Source organism: Streptomyces sp. NPDC093568 (assembly GCF_044764945.1).
GTDB lineage: Bacteria > Actinomycetota > Actinomycetes > Streptomycetales > Streptomycetaceae > Streptomyces.
Genome location: NZ_JBIWJD010000005.1, coordinates 585,383 through 601,478 on the forward strand (window position 1 = coordinate 585,383; position 16,096 = coordinate 601,478).

13 protein-coding genes are annotated in these 16,096 nt (G+C 70.8%); 8 read left to right on the forward strand and 5 right to left on the reverse strand.

The features are described 5' to 3' along the window. Positions 1–71: 71 nt before the first annotated feature. Positions 72–1,343: an extracellular solute-binding protein gene (locus tag ACIRD7_RS23340; protein ID WP_403456222.1), complete on the reverse strand. Its 1,272-nt coding sequence runs from the start codon at positions 1,341–1,343 to the stop codon at positions 72–74. Positions 1,344–1,724: 381 nt separating this feature from the next. Between ACIRD7_RS23340 and ACIRD7_RS23345 the strand changes: the two genes are divergently transcribed. Next, positions 1,725–2,759 (forward strand): LacI family DNA-binding transcriptional regulator, encoded by a 1,035-nt coding sequence (locus ACIRD7_RS23345; RefSeq protein ID WP_403456223.1) that lies wholly within the window; start codon positions 1,725–1,727, stop codon positions 2,757–2,759. Between the two features lie 142 nt (positions 2,760–2,901). Beyond that, complete coding sequence (locus ACIRD7_RS23350) at positions 2,902–3,795, forward strand: phosphatase PAP2 family protein (protein WP_403456225.1); 894 nt, start codon at positions 2,902–2,904, stop codon at positions 3,793–3,795. Between the two features lie 101 nt (positions 3,796–3,896). Here the strand turns inward: ACIRD7_RS23350 and ACIRD7_RS23355 are convergent, their stop codons facing one another. Next, complete coding sequence (locus ACIRD7_RS23355; protein WP_403456228.1) at positions 3,897–6,896, reverse strand: bifunctional [glutamine synthetase] adenylyltransferase/[glutamine synthetase]-adenylyl-L-tyrosine phosphorylase; 3,000 nt, start codon at positions 6,894–6,896, stop codon at positions 3,897–3,899. 170 nt (positions 6,897–7,066) lie between these two features. Between ACIRD7_RS23355 and ACIRD7_RS23360 the strand changes: the two genes are divergently transcribed. Beyond that, positions 7,067–7,588, forward strand: a complete 522-nt coding sequence (locus tag ACIRD7_RS23360) for a pyridoxamine 5'-phosphate oxidase family protein (RefSeq protein WP_403456230.1) — start codon at positions 7,067–7,069, stop codon at positions 7,586–7,588. A gap of 2 nt (positions 7,589–7,590) precedes the next feature. Then, positions 7,591–8,034, forward strand: a complete 444-nt coding sequence (locus ACIRD7_RS23365) for a VOC family protein (RefSeq protein ID WP_403456232.1) — start codon at positions 7,591–7,593, stop codon at positions 8,032–8,034. Positions 8,035–8,137: 103 nt separating this feature from the next. Here ACIRD7_RS23365 and glnA read toward each other — a convergent pair whose 3' ends face one another. Then, positions 8,138–9,499 carry a type I glutamate--ammonia ligase gene (gene glnA / locus ACIRD7_RS23370; RefSeq protein WP_403456234.1) on the reverse strand — a complete coding sequence of 454 codons (1,362 nt, stop codon included), beginning with the start codon at positions 9,497–9,499 and terminating at the stop codon, positions 8,138–8,140. A 338-nt stretch (positions 9,500–9,837) separates the two neighbouring features. Between glnA and ACIRD7_RS23375 the strand changes: the two genes are divergently transcribed. Beyond that, positions 9,838–11,028, forward strand: a complete 1,191-nt coding sequence (locus tag ACIRD7_RS23375) for a globin domain-containing protein (protein ID WP_403456235.1) — start codon at positions 9,838–9,840, stop codon at positions 11,026–11,028. A gap of 13 nt (positions 11,029–11,041) precedes the next feature. Here the strand turns inward: ACIRD7_RS23375 and ACIRD7_RS23380 are convergent, their stop codons facing one another. Then, positions 11,042–11,476, reverse strand: coding sequence for an Rrf2 family transcriptional regulator (locus tag ACIRD7_RS23380; protein WP_403456238.1), 435 nt, complete (start codon positions 11,474–11,476; stop codon positions 11,042–11,044). Between the two features lie 185 nt (positions 11,477–11,661). Here ACIRD7_RS23380 and ACIRD7_RS23385 point away from each other — a divergent pair, with 185 nt between their 5' ends. The 3 genes from ACIRD7_RS23385 (at position 11,662) to ACIRD7_RS23395 (ending at position 15,025) form a co-directional block, all read left to right on the forward strand. Next, on the forward strand, positions 11,662–12,330 hold the full coding sequence (locus tag ACIRD7_RS23385) for a DUF3105 domain-containing protein (protein WP_403456239.1): 669 nt from the start codon (positions 11,662–11,664) through the stop codon (positions 12,328–12,330). Beyond that, the gene (locus ACIRD7_RS23390) at positions 12,327–12,950 is read left to right on the forward strand and encodes a DUF305 domain-containing protein (RefSeq protein WP_403456242.1); all 624 of its coding nucleotides are present in this window, start codon (positions 12,327–12,329) and stop codon (positions 12,948–12,950) included. The genes ACIRD7_RS23385 and ACIRD7_RS23390 overlap by 4 nt, the downstream gene beginning before the upstream one ends. A gap of 131 nt (positions 12,951–13,081) precedes the next feature. Continuing rightward, positions 13,082–15,025: a protease pro-enzyme activation domain-containing protein gene (locus tag ACIRD7_RS23395; RefSeq protein WP_403456244.1), complete on the forward strand. Its 1,944-nt coding sequence runs from the start codon at positions 13,082–13,084 to the stop codon at positions 15,023–15,025. Between the two features lie 89 nt (positions 15,026–15,114). Here ACIRD7_RS23395 and panB read toward each other — a convergent pair whose 3' ends face one another. Continuing rightward, complete coding sequence (gene panB, locus ACIRD7_RS23400; RefSeq protein ID WP_403456246.1) at positions 15,115–15,990, reverse strand: 3-methyl-2-oxobutanoate hydroxymethyltransferase; 876 nt, start codon at positions 15,988–15,990, stop codon at positions 15,115–15,117. Positions 15,991–16,096: the final 106 nt, after the last annotated feature.

The following is a 16,096-nucleotide window of genomic DNA, read 5'->3' on the forward strand; positions in this document are numbered from 1 at the left end:
GTACGGCGCACAGGCCGGTGGCCGCCGGATCTCTCCCCCCTTGAGCAGGGAGATCCGGCGGCCACTCGGGGTCACTTGCTGAAGTCCGGGACCAGCTTGGCGATGGAGGTCTCGGCGGTGCTCAGACCCTTGTCCAGGGACTCCTTGCCACCGGCGATCTTCAGCAGCTCGGTGTCCAGCGGGCCCCACAGGGAGCTGTACTCCGGCAGCGCCGGGCGCGGCTGGGCGGCGGCGAGGACGCCCTGGTAGCCGGCGATGCCCGGGTCGGCCTTGACCTCGGCGGTGTAGGCGTCGTCACGGGTGGGCAGCGTGTTGTTCTTCAGGGCGATGGTCTCCTGGGCCTTCGCCGAGGTCATGAAGTTCACGAACTTCAGCGCGGCCTTCTGGTGCGCCTCGTCGGAGCCCGCGTACACGGAGAGGTTGTGGCCGCCGGTCGGGGCGCCCGCCTTGCCGGAGGAGCCGGCCGGGACGGTGGCGATGCCGAGGTTGGCCTTGTCCTTGAACGCGGAGCCCTTGTAGAAGTTGGTGATCTCCCACGGGCCCTGCATGATCGAGGCGACCTTGCCGTTGACGAACGCCTCCTGGATGTGGGCGTAGGCGTCGGCGGTGGTGTCGGCCTTGTGCAGGCCCTTGCCGTCGAAGAGGCTCAGCCAGGTGCCGTAGCCCTTCTTGGCCTCGGCCGAGTTGACGGTGATCTTCTTGGCGCCGGCGTCGACGGTGTCGGTGCCCTCGCCGTAGAGGAACGTCTGGGCGTAGTAGGCCTGGGTGGAGCCCCAGTAGCCGTCGACGCCGGTCTTGTCCTTGATCGTCGCGGCGGCCTTCTTCAGGTCGTCCCAGGTCTTGGGGGCCTCGACGCCGGCCTTCTTGAACAGGTCCTTGTTGTAGACGAAGGCCAGGGTGTCCGTGGTGAACGGAACGCCGTAGACCTTGCCCTCGTACTTGGCCTGCTCGATCAGGCTGGGCTGGAACTTGGCCTGGTCTGCGAGGGCGTCAGTGCCGTCCAGCGGCAGGAAGAAGCCCTTCTTGGCGAAGGCGGGCGTCCAGCCGACCTCGGAGCGCAGGATGTCCGGGGCGCCCTTGGAACCGGCGGCGGTGTCGAACTTGTTCTGCGCCTGGTCGAAGGGGACGTTGACGTACTTGACCTTGATGTCCTTGTTGGCGGCCTCGAACTCCTTGACCAAGGCCTGGTACGTCGGCGCCTCGTTGGTGGCGTTGGAGGTGTCCCACCATGTGAGGGTCACCGGCCCGCTCGAGTCGCTGCCACTGTCGTCCCCGCCGCCGCAGGCCGTCGCCGCCAGGGCGAGGGACGCCACCAGCGCGGTGGCCGCTATGCCACGCCGCATGAGTTCTCCTTGAGGGTGAAAGCCCGTCTCGTGCAGAGGCGGCCCCGTCTGCCTGCCTCTGCTGTAGTGCCGACTGCGCCGTTGCGGCGGCCGGGCGACGTGAACGTAACAGCGCTGAAAGACTTACGAAAGACCTTGCAGAAAAAAAGTGCAAGAGAACGCGGAAGTTACCGGGGTGTGACCGCGCGGCGACCACCATGAGACGCTTCTTTACAGCGGTGGAGCGGCACGGAGGCCGTTTGTGCAAGACTCTGCAAGCTCTTGCCATCACTTTCACTAGGGAGCGCGATGACGCAGCAGCCCGGGCGCGGCCGGCCAACAGGTCGCCCACGGCGTCCGATTGGTGTGCAAGGCGACATACGGCCGGTACAGTCCAGTGCCGTGACCACACGGCTTGCGGACATCGCTGCGCAGGCGGGGGTGAGCGAAGCGACCGTCAGCCGCGTCCTCAACGGGAAGCCGGGCGTCGCCGCCACCACCCGCCAGTCCGTGCTGGCCGCACTCGACGTGCTCGGCTACGAGCGCCCGGTGCGGCTGCGCCAGCGCAGCGAGGGCCTGGTGGGCCTGATCACCCCGGAGCTGGAGAACCCGATATTCCCGGCCCTCGCCCAGGTCATCGGGCAGGCGCTGACCAGGCAGGGCTACACGCCGGTGCTGGCCACCCAGACACCAGGGGGCTCCACCGAGGACGAGCTCACCGAGATGCTCGTGGACCGCGGGGTCGCGGGCATCATCTATGTCTCCGGTCTGCACGCCGACACCACCGCCGACATGGAGCGCTACGAGCGACTGCGCGCCCAGGGTGTCCCGTTCGTCCTGGTGGACGGCTTCTCCCCCAAGGTCCAGGCGCCCTTCATCTCCCCCGACGACCGCGCGGCGATGACCCTCGCGGTCACGCATCTCGCCTCGCTCGGGCACACCCGTATCGGCCTGGCCCTGGGACCCAAGCGCTTCGTCCCGGTCCAGCGCAAGATCGAGGGATTCGTCCGCGCCATCCAGGACCAGCTGAACCTGCCGACGGACGTCATCGAGAAGGAACTGATCCAACACTCCCTGTACACGCTGGAGGGCGGCCAGGCGGCGGCCAACGCCCTGATCTCCCGCGACTGCACCGCGGTCGTCTGCGCGAGCGACATGATGGCGCTCGGCGCGATACGGGCGGCCCGGCAGATCGGCCTGGAGGTGCCCACGGACATCTCCGTCGTGGGATTCGACGACTCCCCCCTGATCGCCTTCACCGACCCGCCCCTGACGACGATCCGCAAGCCGGTCCCGGCGATGGGCCAGGCCGCGGTCCGCACCCTCCTGGAGGAGATCGGCGGGACGCCGGCGCCCCACAGCGAGTTCGTGTTCATGCCGGAGCTGGTGGTGCGCGGTTCGACGGCCTCGGCACCCGGGGACAGGAACCGTCCCTAAGTCGTCCCCGAGGCGGAGAATAGCCGCGCCCGCCGGTGCGTTGGTAGGAGAATGGGGCGATACGTCCGCCGTAGAACGTGCGTCCCGAACCCGCCCGAGGGATGATCGGTCGGGGAAGGATTGTCTGGCAAACTCTGTGCCTATGGGTGACACGACCGTGACGACACTGGAAGGCCGGGAAGCGGCCGTTCCGCACCCCGTCGCGGCCCAGCCGGGACATGGTCCCCTGCGCCGGCTGCGCACCCCTCGCCGGCCTCGACTGTGGTTCGAGATCCTGTTGATCGCGGTGAGTTACTGGACGTACTCACTGATCCGCAACGCGGTCCCGGAGCAGAAGGCCGAGGCCCTGCGCAACGCCGACTGGCTCTGGAAGCTGGAGCACAGCCTCGGCATGGCCGTCGAGGAGTCGGTCAACCACGTCGTGAACTCGGTGACTTGGCTCATCGTCGGGATGAACTACTACTACGCGACGCTGCACTTCATCGTCACCCTGGGTGTGCTGGTCTGGCTCTACCGCAGTCATCCCGGCCGCTACGCGGCGACCCGCCTGGTCCTCTTCGCGACCACGGGTGTGGCCCTGGTCGGTTACTACCTGTACCCACTCGCTCCCCCTCGGCTCATGACCAACACCGGCTTCATCGACACGGTGCTGGTGCACGACACCTGGGGTTCGATGGCGTCGGGCGACCTGAAGAACATGTCGAACCAGTACGCGGCGATGCCGTCGATGCACATCGGCTGGTCCGTGTGGTCCGGTCTGACGATCTTCGCCCTGGCGAGGATCCCCTGGGTGCGCGTCCTGGGCCTGCTCTACCCGATGGCCACCCTGGTCGTGATCGTGGCGACGGCCAACCACTTCTGGCTGGACGCGGTGGGCGGCCTGATGTGCCTGGCGTTCGGTTACGGGGTGGCACGCGTCTGGTACGGGGCGTTCCCGTACGCGCTGCCGAGGCACGTGGCGCGCAGGAAGAAGGAGAGCGGCGGCGCCGACGCCGAGCCCGCCTCCGCCCGGGCGGACGGACGCACGCGCGCGTAGCGCCTGCAGGTGACCCCAGCCGCGTTGTCCTCGGCTCGGCCGAAAAGTGGCGGCCACTCCAGGCCTGCCTGATCCGCCGGACAGGCCCTGGCCCCGTCGGCTCACCCCCCGTAGAACAGCTCCTCCACGACCCCGCGAGCCCGCCGTGCCGTACGCCGGTACGCGTCGAGCATGTCCCCCACGTGACCGGGCTCGTACCCCAGGTAACGGCCCACCGCGGCCAGCTCACGGCCGTCCGACGGAAAGGTGTCCCCGGCCCGGCCGCGCACGAGCATCACGGCGTTGCGCACCCGCGTGGCCAGCACCCACGCCTCGTCGAGGATCGCGGCCTCCTCCTGCGGGATGAGCCCGGCCGCGCAGGCGGCGGCGAGGGCCTCCCGGGTCCGGGTCGTCCGCAGGCCGGGCTCGGCCCATCCGTGCCGCAGCTGGAGGAGCTGCACGGTCCACTCGACGTCGGAGAGCCCGCCGGGCCCGAGCTTGGTGTGCAGCTTGGGGTCGGCGCCGCGCGGCAGCCGCTCGGACTCCATGCGCGCCTTCAGCCGCCTGATCTCCCGTACGGCGTCCTCGCCGAGCCCCTTGGCGGGATACCGCAGGGGATCGATCAACTCGACGAACCGGTCCGCCAGCTCCTGGTCGCCTGCCACCGGCTCCGCGCGCAGCAGCGCCTGCGACTCCCACACCAGCGACCAGCGCCGGTAGTACGCCTCGTACGACTTCAGCGTGCGCACCAGCGGGCCAGTCTTGCCCTCGGGCCGCAGGTCGGCGTCGATCAGCAACGGCGGGTCCGAGCTGGGGATCTGCAGCAGCCGGCGCATCTCCGCGACGACCCGGTTCGCGGCGTCGGCGGCCTCGCGCTCGTCGACGCCGTCCTGCGGCTCGTGCACGAAGAGGACGTCGGCGTCACTGCCGTATCCCAGCTCGTGCCCGCCGAACCGCCCCATGCCGATGACGGCGAACCTGGTCGGCAGGGTGTCCCCCCAGCCGTCCCGGACCACCGCCCGCAAGGTCCCCGCGAGCGTCGCCGCCGTCAGATCCGAGACCGCGCCGCCGACCCGGTCCACCAGCGCCCCTTGATCGGCCTCCGCCGGATTCGTCTCGGTGCCGTAGGAGTCGATGATGTCGGCCGCGGCGGTGCGCAGCAGCTCGCGGCGGCGCACCCCGCGGGCGGCCGTGACCGCCTGCTCGGCACCGTCGGCGCGGCCGACCGCCGCGAGGATCTCCTGCTCCAGGTGCGCGCGCGAGCGGGGCTCGAGACCGGTGCCGCCGTCCCCGTCGCCGAGCAGCGCCACCGCCTCCGGCGCCCGCATCAGCAGGTCGGGGGCGAGCCGGCCGGCCGACAGCACCCGGGCGAGGTTCTCGGCAGCGGCGCCCTCGTCCCGCAGCAGCCGTAGGTACCAAGGGGTCTTGCCGAGCGCGTCCGAGACCTTGCGGAAGTTCAGCAGGCCGGCGTCCGGGTCGGCCGAGTCCGCGAACCATCCCAACAGCACGGGCAGCAGGGTGCGTTGGATCGCCGCCTTCCGCGTCACCCCGGAGGCCAGCGCCTCCAGATGCCTGAGCGCGGCGGCCGGATCGGCGTACCCGAGCGCGACCAGCCGCTCCCGTGCCGCGACGGCGCTCAACCGGGCCTCGCCGGGGGCGAGTTGGGCGACGGCGTCGAGCAGCGGCCGGTAGAAGAGCTTCTCGTGCAGCCGTCGTACGACGCTCGCGTGCCGTTTCCACTCGCGGTTCAGCTCGGCGACGGGGTCGACGCGCAGCCCGAGCGAGCGGCCGATTCGCCGCAGGTCGGCCTCGTCCTCGGGCACGAGGTGGGTGCGCCGCAGCCGGTAGAGCTGGATGCGGTGCTCCATGGACCGCAGGAAGCGGTAGGCCGCGTCGAGCTGGGCCGCGTCGGCCCGTCCGACGTAGCCGCCGGCGGCGAGCGCCTGCAACGCGTCCAGGGTGGTACCGCTGCGCAGCGAGGCGTCGTCGCGGCCGTGCACCAACTGCAGGAGCTGGACGGCGAATTCGACGTCCCGGAGCCCGCCGGGACCGAGCTTCAGCTGCCGGTCCATTTCCGCCACCGGGATGTTCTCGACGACGCGCCGGCGCATCTTCTGCACGTCGGGGACGAAGTTGTCCCGCTCGGCGGCCTTCCAGACCAGCGGCTCCAGCGCGGCGACGTACTCCTCGCCGAGCTCGATGTCACCGGCCACCGGACGGGCCTTGAGCAGCGCCTGGAACTCCCAGGTCTTGGCCCAGCGCCGGTAGTAGGCGAGGTGGCTGCTGAGGGTGCGCACCAGGGGGCCGTTCCTGCCCTCGGGGCGCAGATTGGCGTCCACCGGCCAGATGGAGCCCTCGACGGTGGTCTCGGAGCAGATCCGCATCATGTGCGAGGCGAGCTTGGTGGCCGAGCGCAGCGCCTTGGCCTCGTCCGCGCCGTCGGCGGTCTCCCCGACGAAGATGACGTCCACGTCGGAGACGTAATTGAGCTCATGGCCGCCGCACTTGCCCATCGCGATCACCGAGAGCCGGCACTGCCCGGCGTCCTCGGGGGCGGCGGCGCGGGCGATGGCGAGGGCGGCGCGCAGGGTCGCGGTGGCGAGGTCGGCCAGCTCGGCGGCGGTCTGGGCCACGTCGGCGGTGCCGCACACGTCGCGTGCGGCGATGGAGAGCAGGCAGCGCCGGTAGGCGACGCGCAGCGACACCGGGTCGGTGGCGTCGGCGAGGCCCTGCTCGAACTCCTCCACCTCGGGGTGCAGGTCCCGTGGCTCGTACATGACGAGGGCCTGCCAGTCGCCGGGGTGCCGGGCGAGGTGCTCGGCGAGCGCGGAGGAGGCGCCGAGCACGCCGAGCAGCCGGTCGCGCAGGGGCTTGGCCGCTATGACGGTGTCGAGCAGTTCCCGCCGGGCGGCCGGGGCGGGCTGCGCCTCGATCAGCCGGACGAGACCGTGCAGGGCGAGGTCCGGGTCGGCGGTGCCGCCGAGGGCCTCCAGCAGGACGGGGTCGTTCCTGATGGGGGCGAGCTCGGCGCTCTCCAGGAGTCGCTCGGCGGCCGACGGGTCGGTGAATCCGTGCCGCAGCAGCCGTGTGAAGGTACTGCTCCTGCGCCCCGGCGCCGTCATGCTCGCCCTCCCGTCCGATCGGGGTCGTACGCTCCCGATCAAGGGCGTACGCGGTCGAGCCTAGCCCGAGTACCTGCGAGTGGCGCCGATGAGTTCCGGCGGCCGGGGCGGTCTGCCCTGTCGGACGACATGTCCCGACCGAACCCGGCGACACCTCTGGAGGGCGTCCGATGACCGACAGGCAACCACAGACGCGGCTGGACGCGCGCTACAGCGACGAGACGGCCACCGCGACACCGTGGTCCGAGGCGGAGAAGCTGCTGGCCGAGGCCGAGCTGTTCTGGATCTCGACGGTACGGCCGGACGGGCGGCCGCATGTGACCCCGCTGCCGGCGGTGTGGTCACGGGGCGCGCTGCACTTCTGCACGGGCCCGGAGGAACGCAAGGCGCGCAACCTCGCGCTGAACCCGGACGTCGTCCTGACGACCGGCACGAACACCTGGGACAAGGGGTACGACCTGGTGGTCGAGGGCGAGGCGGTGCGGATCAGTGACGACGCGCGGCTGCGTGAGCTGGCCGCCGGGTGGGAGGCGAAGTACGGCAGCTTCTGGCACTTCGAGGTGGGGAACGGCAGCTTCCGCCACGGGGCGGGACAGGCCTATGTCTTTTCGGTGGCGCCCCGCACGGTTTTCGGCTTCGGTAAGGGTGAGCCGTTCAGCCAGACCCGCTGGCGCTTCACCATGGAGGAGTAGCAATGGACTTCACCCTCGAAGTGATCCCGCTGCCCGTGAGCGACATCGACCGGGCCCGCGACTTCTACCGGGACAAGGTCGGCTTCCACGTCGACATCGACCAGGAGGTCATGCCGGGCATGCGCATCGTCCAGCTGACGCCTCCGGGCTCCGGCTGCTCGATCGCCCTCGGCGACAGCATCTGGGACATGACGAAGGGCGAGACCCGGCCCGAGCCCGGCTCCTACCAGGGCCTCCAGCTCTGCGTGGCCGACATCAAGGCGGCCCACGCGGAGCTGGTGGAGCGGGGCCTGGAGGTGTCGGAGCCGGTCCAGTACACGCCGGACGACGGCGCCACGTTCATGTACTTCACGGACCCGGACGGCAACGGCTGGTCGATCCAGGAGTACCGGCGCAGGGCTACGGAGCCGCTGCACGCGGTGCTGGCGAAGCCGGCGGGTCAGTAACGCCGCGCAGGGGGCGGGAACTCGTCCGGAAACGCGGGTGGGCCGACGGTCCATGACCGTCGGCCCACCCGCCGAATGCACGAGAAACCGCCCTGACCTGCGCCTACAGCACCGGCAGATTCTTCCGCAGCTCGAACGCCGTCACCTCGCTGCGGTACTCCTCCCACTCCGACTTCTTGTTGCGCAGGAAGAAGTCGAAGACGTGCTCGCCCAGCGTCTCGGCCGCGAGGTCGCTGTTCTCCATGAGGGTCAGGGCCTCGCCGAGGTTCTGCGGGAGCGGTTCGATGCCCATCGCGCGGCGCTCGGCGTTGGACAGCGCCCAGACGTCGTCCTCCGCCCCCGGGGGCAGCTCGTAGCCCTCCTCGATGCCCTTGAGGCCGGCGCCCAGCAGCAGGGCGTAGGCCAGGTACGGGTTGGCGCCGGAGTCCAGGGAGCGGACCTCGACCCGTGCGGAGCCCGTCTTGCCGGGCTTGTACATCGGGACGCGGACCAGGGCCGAGCGGTTGTTGTGGCCCCAGCAGATGTACGAGGGGGCCTCGCCGCCGGCGCCCGCGGTGCGCTCGGAGCCGCCCCAGATGCGCTTGTAGGAGTTCACCCACTGGTTGGTGACCGCGGAGATCTCCGCCGCGTGCCGCAGCAGACCGGCGATGAAGGAGCGGCCGACCTTGGAGAGCTGGTACTCCGAGCCGGACTCGTAGAAGGCGTTGCGGTCGCCCTCGAACAGCGACAGGTGCGTGTGCATGCCGGAGCCCGGGTGCTCGGAGAAGGGCTTGGGCATGAACGTCGCGTGGACGCCCTGCTCCAGCGCCACCTGCTTCATGACCAGGCGGAACGTCATGATGTTGTCGGCCGTGGACAGCGCGTCGGCGTAGCGCAGGTCGATCTCCTGCTGGCCCGGCGCGCCCTCGTGGTGGGAGAACTCCACCGAGATGCCCATCGACTCCAGCATGGTGATCGCCTGGCGGCGGAAGTCCATGCCGACGTTGGTGGGGGTGTGGTCGAAGTAGCCGGAGTTGTCGGCCGGCGTGGGGCGCGAGCCGTCCAGCGGCCGGTCCTTCAGCAGGAAGAACTCGATCTCCGGGTGGGTGTAGAAGGTGAAGCCCAGGTCGGAGGCGCGGGCGAGGGCGCGCTTGAGGACGTAGCGCGGGTCGGCGAAGGACGGGGAGCCGTCCGGCATGAGGATGTCGCAGAACATCCGGGCCGTGCCGGGGGCCTCGGCGCGCCAGGGCAGGATCTGGAAGGTCGACGGGTCCGGCTTGGCGATCATGTCGGACTCGTAGACCCGGGCGAAGCCCTCGATCGCCGAGCCGTCGAAGCCGATGCCCTCGTCGAAGGCCTGTTCCAGCTCGGCGGGGGCCACGGCCACGGACTTGAGGAAGCCCAGCACGTCCGTGAACCACAGGCGTACGAACCGGATGTCGCGCTCCTCCAAGGTCCGGAGCACGAACTCCTGCTGCTTGTCCATCTTCCGCTTCCCCATCCTTGCTGGTCAGGCCGCCTGTCTCCGAGTCCCGCAGGAGGCGGTCGGGCACCTGAGCATCACACCACAACACCGTTTCGAGCGCGTTGCGGACCATGATCGCCGCGGCGACCCCTGGTGGAACGCCCGGCCTACGACGAGTGTCCTGTCCCGCTCCGCTGTATGCGATGCGGTGCTCTGTCGCCCATCTTGCCTGCTCGGACCGCCATCCGTAATGCCCGGCCGCCCAGGACCCACCCCGCGTTAATTTGCATCTCGGATGCAAGTTTTAATGAGGGCGGGCGGTCACCCTCGCGCCGCCCCGTCGAGCATGAGGAGATCCGATGCTGTCCGAGCAGTCCGCCGCCACGGTGCGCGCCACCCTTCCCGTCGTCGGCGGGGCCATCGGTGAGATCACCGAGCGCTTCTACGCCGGCCTCTTCGCCGCCCGCCCCGACCTGCTGCGCGACCTGTTCAACCGCGGCAACCAGGCCGCCGGCACCCAGCGGCAGGCGGTCGCGGGGTCCATCGCCGCGTTCGCCACGCACCTGGTGGACCGCCCCGACGAGCGGCCGGACGCCATGCTGGGCCGCATCGCCCACAAGCACGCCTCGCTGGGCGTCACGGCGGAGCAGTACCGGCTCGTCCACGAGCACCTCTTCGCCGCCATCGCCGACGTCCTCGGCGACGCCGTCACCCCGGAAGTCGCGGCGGCCTGGGACGAGGTCTACTGGCTGATGGCGAACGCGCTGATCGCGATCGAGAGGCGGCTGTACGACGAGCGCGGCGGGGCCGCGTGGCGGGAGTGGGAGGTCGTCGGGCGGGTCGAGGAGACCGCCGACGTCGCCACCTTCCGGCTGCGCCCGGCCGACGGCGGCCCGGTGCCGGACTTCCGGGCCGGGCAGTACGTCTCCGTCCAGGTCGAACTGGCGGACGGCGCCCGGCAGATACGCCAGTACAGCCTCAGCGCCGCGCCCGGTTCACCGATACGGCAGTTCAGCGTGAAGCGGGTGCACGGCGGGGCCGCGCCCGAGGGCGAGGTCTCCGGCCACCTCCACGCGCGCGTACGCGTCGGCGACCGGCTGCGCCTGTCCGCGCCGTACGGCGACCTCGTGCTCGACGGGAACGACACCGACGCCCCGCTCCTCCTCGCCTCCGCCGGTATCGGCGTGACCCCGATGGTCGCCATGCTGGGTCAGCTCGCGGACCTCGGGCACGCGGGCCCGGTGCTCGTCGTGCACGGCGACCGCTCCCCCGCCGAGCACGCCCTGCGCGCCGATCACGAGGCGTACGCGGAGAAGCTGCCGGACGCGTCGGTCCACTTCTGGTACGAGGCCGACGCGTACGGCACGCACCGCACCGGCCTGGTCGACCTCGCCGACATCGCCGTACCGCGGGCCACGCGTGCCTACCTGTGCGGCCCGCTGCCGTTCATGCGGGCCGTGCGGGCGCAGCTGATCGGGAAGGGCGTGGCACCGGCCGACATCCACTACGAGGTGTTCGGGCCGGACCTCTGGCTGGCGCGGGAGAGCTGAGGCAGGGCCGGTCTCAGGGCGCGCGGCCGATGCCGAGCAGCAGCGGGCCGGTCGGGTCCGCGGTCACGTCGGCCACCGTCAGCGGGTCCAGCGAGGCGAAGAAGGCCTCCTGGGCCCGCCGCAGCGCGGCACGCAGCCGGCACCCGGAGTGCAGCGGGCAGGGGTTGTCGCCCTCGCACTCCACGACGTCGCCGGCCCCCTCGAAGGCGCGCACGATCGCGCCGACCGACGCGGTACGCCCCCGGTCGCTGAGCGAGAGCCCGCCGCCGCGCCCCCGGCGCGCGTCGACCAGCCCCATGTGCTGGAGCTCCGCGACGACCTTGGCGGCATGCGTGTACGGCACCTCCATGTCCGCCGCGACCTCGCGGGTCGTCGGCGTGGCGTCCCCGAGGACGGCGAGCCGCATGAGGAGGCGCAGTGCCAGGTCGGTGGAGCGCAACAGCCGCATGCTCCGCAGCGTAGGTAATGCGCATCCGCGATTCAAAATATCGGCCGTACCGGCCGGCCGGACGCGGGCGGGCCCGGCCGGGGCGTCCCGATCCGGCCTTTCCGGCTCCCTCCCTACGAGACGTCACACCTTCCCCATTACGATCAGCGGACTCGTCCGTCCCTTTCCCCAGAAGGACACGCCTCATGGGCTCCGCCAAGAACCAGAGCAACGCTTCACGCAAGGCGCGAATAGAAGAGATGCGGCGTGCCGAGCAGGCCCGTGAGCGCCGCAACCGCATCCTCACGATCGGAGCCAGCACGGTGGTCGTCGCCGCGCTCGTCGTCGGCGGTGTCGTCCTCATCCAGTCCCAGTCGGACGACAAGAAGGCGGATGCGGCGAAGCCCGACAAGACCACCGGGAAGTTCGTCGCCGGCAAGGACGGCGTGCGGACCTGGGAGGGGAAGCTGGCGAGCACGCACGTCGAGACGAGCGTGAAGTACCCGATGGAGCCCCCGGTCGGCGGCAACCACCACCGGGCGTGGATGAACTGCAACGGTGACGTCTACACCAAGGAGCTGGCCCGGGAGAACGCCGTGCACTCGCTGGAGCACGGAGCGGTGTGGGTGACGTACACCAGCAAGGCCTCCAAGGCCGACGTCGACGCCCTGGCGGCGAAGGTCAAGCAGACGCCGTACACGCTGATGAGCCTGGACGAGCGGCAGAAGGACCCGATCATGCTGAGCGCGTGGGGGCACCAGCGCACGGTGACGAGCGCGAGCGACCCGAACGTCGGCAAGTTCTTCGAGACCTACGTCCAGGGTGAGCAGACGCCCGAGCCGGGCGCGGCGTGCACGGGTGGTCTGTCGGAGTGAGGCAGCACGTCGGCTGGATAGCGGGGACCGCGGCGGCCGTGCTCGTCGCGGTCGGCGCGCTCACCTACTCGGTCGCGCAGGACGGTGAGACGAGCGGCACGCCGGGTGCGGACTCGGCGGACGCCGGTTTCGCGCGGGACATGGCGGTGCACCATCAGCAGGCCGTGGAGATGTCGTACATCGTGCGCGACCGCACCGAGGACGAGGACGTGCGGCGCCTGGCGTACGACATCGCGCAGACGCAGGCCAACCAGCGCGGCATGCTGCTGGGCTGGCTGGATCTGTGGAAGCTGCCGAAGGTGTCCTCGGACGCGCCGATGACCTGGATGGGCATGGGCGACATGCCCTCCGCCGGGGACGGCTCGCTGATGCCGGGCATGGCGACGAACACGGAGATGAAGAAGCTGGAGAGCCTGAGCGGCAAGCAGGCCGAGGTCTTCTTCCTCCAGTTGATGACGGCCCATCACAAGGGCGGCATCCACATGGCCGAGGGCTGCCTCGACAAGTGCGTGGTCGATGTGGAGTTCAGGCTCGCGCGGACCATGGTGAACGGGCAGCGGTCGGAGATCGACCTGATGGCCGACATGCTGCGCGAACGGGGCGCGAAGCCCCGGTCGTGAGGCCTGAAATGGCCTGCGCATTAGGTTAGTTGGGACCTTCTTGGGGCGTGCATTCCCCTGGCGTGAACGGTTCGTCGCTTAAGTGGCCCCGTCGGGTGATCCACTCGCACACCAATCGCACAGGGGGTTCCATGAGATCTCGACGTGCCGCGCTGCGCGCCTCGACGAGCCTGGCGGCGACACTGCCACTGCTCACCGGCGCGCTGGCGCTCGGCATACCGGCGGCGCACGCAGCGGACGGACCGGGCCGCGACACCCTCGCCGGCACCAAGCCCGCGTGGGCCACGGCCAGGGCCGACAAGGGCGCGGCCGCGGACAGCGGGCGGGTCTCCGTCCGCGTCTACCTCCGAGGCAAGGACGCGGACGGGCTCGCCGCCTACGCCAGGGCCGTGTCCGACCCGCACTCGGCGTCGTACGGCAAGTACCTGACCGCGGCCCAGGCGCGGTCCCGCTTCGGCGCGACGAAGGCCCAGGTCGCCGGCATCAAGAGCTGGTTGACGGCCGCCGGGCTGAAGGTCACGGGCGTCACCCGGCACTATGTCGCCGTCACCGGTGAGGTGGCCGCCGCCGAGAAGGCCTTCGGCACCCAGCTGCACAACTACACCAAGGGGGCCAGGACCTACCGCGCGCCCACGACGACCGCCTCGGTGCCGGACGGCCTCAAGGACGCCGTCCTGACCGTCACGGGCCTGGACAACGCGCCGCACCTGGCGAGCCACAAGGACCGACTCCCGCCGCCGGAGACGGTGTTCCGCAACGCCGGGCCGTTCTCGTCGTACCACGGCTCGAACGTGGCGAGCGCGCTGCCGGACGCCTACGGCACGAAGATCCCGTACGCCGTCAAGGGCTACACCGGCAGGCAACTGCGCGCGGCCTACGGCGCCGGCAAGCGCACCGGCCAGGGGGTGCGCATCGCCATCACCGACGCGTACGCCTCCCCCACCATCGCCTTCGACGCCGCCACCTACGCGGGGCGCAACGGCGACGCGGCCTGGAAGAGCGGCCAGTTGCACCAGGTCCTGCCCGCGAAGTACACGCGGACCAAGGAGTGCTCGGCGGCCGGCTGGTACGGCGAGGAGACGCTCGACGTCGAGGCCGCGCACGCGGTCGCGCCCGGCGCGCAGATCACGTACGTGGGCGCCGCGTCCTGCTACGACGAGGACCTGCTCGACTCCCTCGGCAAGATCGTCGACAACCACCTGGCCGACATCGTCTCCAACTCCTGGGGGGAGACGGAGGACGCCCAGACGCCGGACCTCGCGGCCGCCTACGACCAGGTCTTCCAGTTCGGCGCGGTGGAGGGCATCGGCTTCTACTACTCCTCCGGCGACGACGGCGACGAGGTCGCGAGCAGCGGCACCAAGCAGGTCGACATCCCGGCGAGTTCGGCGTGGGTGACGGCGGTCGGCGGTACGTCGCTGGCGGTCGGCAAGGGGGACAAGTACCTCTGGGAGACCGGCTGGGGAACGCGGAAGGCGACCCTGTCGGCGGACGGCAGGAGCTGGACCGACTTCCCCGGCGCGTTCACTTCGGGCGCGGGCGGCGGCACGAGCCGGACCGTCGCCGAGCCGTACTGGCAGAAGGGCGTCGTCCCGGACGCGCTGGCGAAGGCCAACAGCGCCGACGGCAACCGGGTGGTGCCGGACATCGCGGCGATCGCCGACCCGAACACCGGGTTCCTGGTGGGCCAGACGCAGACCCTGCCGGACGGCCGGACACAGGCCTACGACGAGTACCGTCTCGGCGGCACCTCGCTGGCCGCGCCGGTCGTCGCGGCCGTACAGGCCCTCGCGCAGGAGGCGGCGGGCGGCAGGCCCCTCGGCTTCGCCAACCCCGCGATCTACGCACGGTACGGCTCGAAGGCGTACCACGACGTCACGGACAACCCCACGGGCTCCGGACTCGCGGTGGCCCGCGTCGACTTCGTCAACGGCTATGACGCGACGGACGGCCTGAGCACATCGGTGCGCAGCCTCGGCAAGGACAGCTCGCTGAGCGCCGTGAAGGGCTACGACGACGTGACGGGCGTGGGCACGCCCGCGGGCGGCTATGTGGAGTCGTACGGCCGCCCCTGATCACCGGCACAAGGAGGCGCCCCGCCGACGGGGGAAGATCGGCGGGGCGCTTGGTGCCGCAGTGGTTCACAGGTACCGGCAGGTACGGCTCAGTGGACGGAGTGCTCCTCCAGCGGGAACGTTCCGCCGACGACGTCCTCGGCGAACGCCTTCGCCGCGTTGCCCATGACCTCGCGCAGGTCGGCGTACTGCTTGACGAACTTCGGGACGCGGCCGCCGGTCAGGCCCAGCATGTCCGTCCAGACCAGGACCTGCGCGTCGGTCTCCGGGCCGGCGCCGATGCCGACCGTCGGGATGTGGAGCACCCGGGTCACCTCGGCCGCCAGCTCCGCCGGGACCAGCTCCAGGACGACCGCGAACGCGCCCGCGTCCTGGACCGCCTTCGCGTCCCGCAGCAGCTGTGCCGCCGCCTCCTCGCCACGGCCCTGGACCCGGTAGCCCATGGCGTTGACGGACTGCGGGGTCAGGCCGATGTGGGCCATGACGGGGATGCCGGACTCGACCAGCAGGCGGATCTGCTCGTGCGAGCGCTCGCCGCCCTCCAGCTTGACCGCGCCGACGCCGGCCTCCTTGACCAGCCGGGTCGCCGAGCGCAGCGCCTGCACCGGGCCCTCCTGGTACGAGCCGAAGGGCAGGTCGCCGACGATGAGGGCGCGGGAGGTGCCGCGTACGACGGCCGCCGAGAGCATGGTCATCTCGTCGAGCGTCACGGGCACGGTGGTCTCGTAGCCGAGGTGGCAGTTGCCCGCCGAGTCGCCGACGAGCATGACCGGGATGCCGGCCTCGTCGAAGACGGACGCGGTCATCGCGTCGTAGGCGGTGAGCATGGGCCACTTCTCGCCGCGCTCCTTGGCGGCGGCGATGTCGCGAACGGTGATGCGCCGAGTGCCCTTGCCCCCGTACAGCGCCTTGCTGCCGTCGGAGGGCTTCGCCTGAGGCGTCTGGGCAGCAGAAAGCTGCGTCATTGCAACGGCTCCTTCTGTCATCTCGAGGCGCCCTTACGGCGTCCCCGGATCCCCTCCATGGTGGCACCTCGTGCCAGCCGGGGCCAGGCCCCCTCATGTGAGATCC

What these genes read in the sequence shown, in the direction of transcription:
- ACIRD7_RS23380 (WP_403456238.1), bottom strand. Translation starts at nt 11,476, where the DNA reads ATGCGGCTGTTGCGCTCCACCGACCTGGCACTGCGCCTCCTCATGCGG.
- glnA (WP_403456234.1), bottom strand. Translation starts at nt 9,499, where the DNA reads ATGGACAAGCAGCAGGAGTTCGTGCTCCGGACCTTGGAGGAGCGCGAC.
- ACIRD7_RS23385 (WP_403456239.1), top strand. Translation starts at nt 11,662, where the DNA reads ATGGGCTCCGCCAAGAACCAGAGCAACGCTTCACGCAAGGCGCGAATA.
- ACIRD7_RS23350 (WP_403456225.1), top strand. Translation starts at nt 2,902, where the DNA reads ATGGGTGACACGACCGTGACGACACTGGAAGGCCGGGAAGCGGCCGTT.
- ACIRD7_RS23340 (WP_403456222.1), bottom strand. Translation starts at nt 1,343, where the DNA reads ATGCGGCGTGGCATAGCGGCCACCGCGCTGGTGGCGTCCCTCGCCCTG.
- ACIRD7_RS23360 (WP_403456230.1), top strand. Translation starts at nt 7,067, where the DNA reads ATGACCGACAGGCAACCACAGACGCGGCTGGACGCGCGCTACAGCGAC.
- ACIRD7_RS23355 (WP_403456228.1), bottom strand. Translation starts at nt 6,896, where the DNA reads ATGACGGCGCCGGGGCGCAGGAGCAGTACCTTCACACGGCTGCTGCGG.
- ACIRD7_RS23375 (WP_403456235.1), top strand. Translation starts at nt 9,838, where the DNA reads ATGCTGTCCGAGCAGTCCGCCGCCACGGTGCGCGCCACCCTTCCCGTC.
- ACIRD7_RS23365 (WP_403456232.1), top strand. Translation starts at nt 7,591, where the DNA reads ATGGACTTCACCCTCGAAGTGATCCCGCTGCCCGTGAGCGACATCGAC.
- ACIRD7_RS23395 (WP_403456244.1), top strand. Translation starts at nt 13,082, where the DNA reads ATGAGATCTCGACGTGCCGCGCTGCGCGCCTCGACGAGCCTGGCGGCG.
- panB (WP_403456246.1), bottom strand. Translation starts at nt 15,990, where the DNA reads ATGACGCAGCTTTCTGCTGCCCAGACGCCTCAGGCGAAGCCCTCCGAC.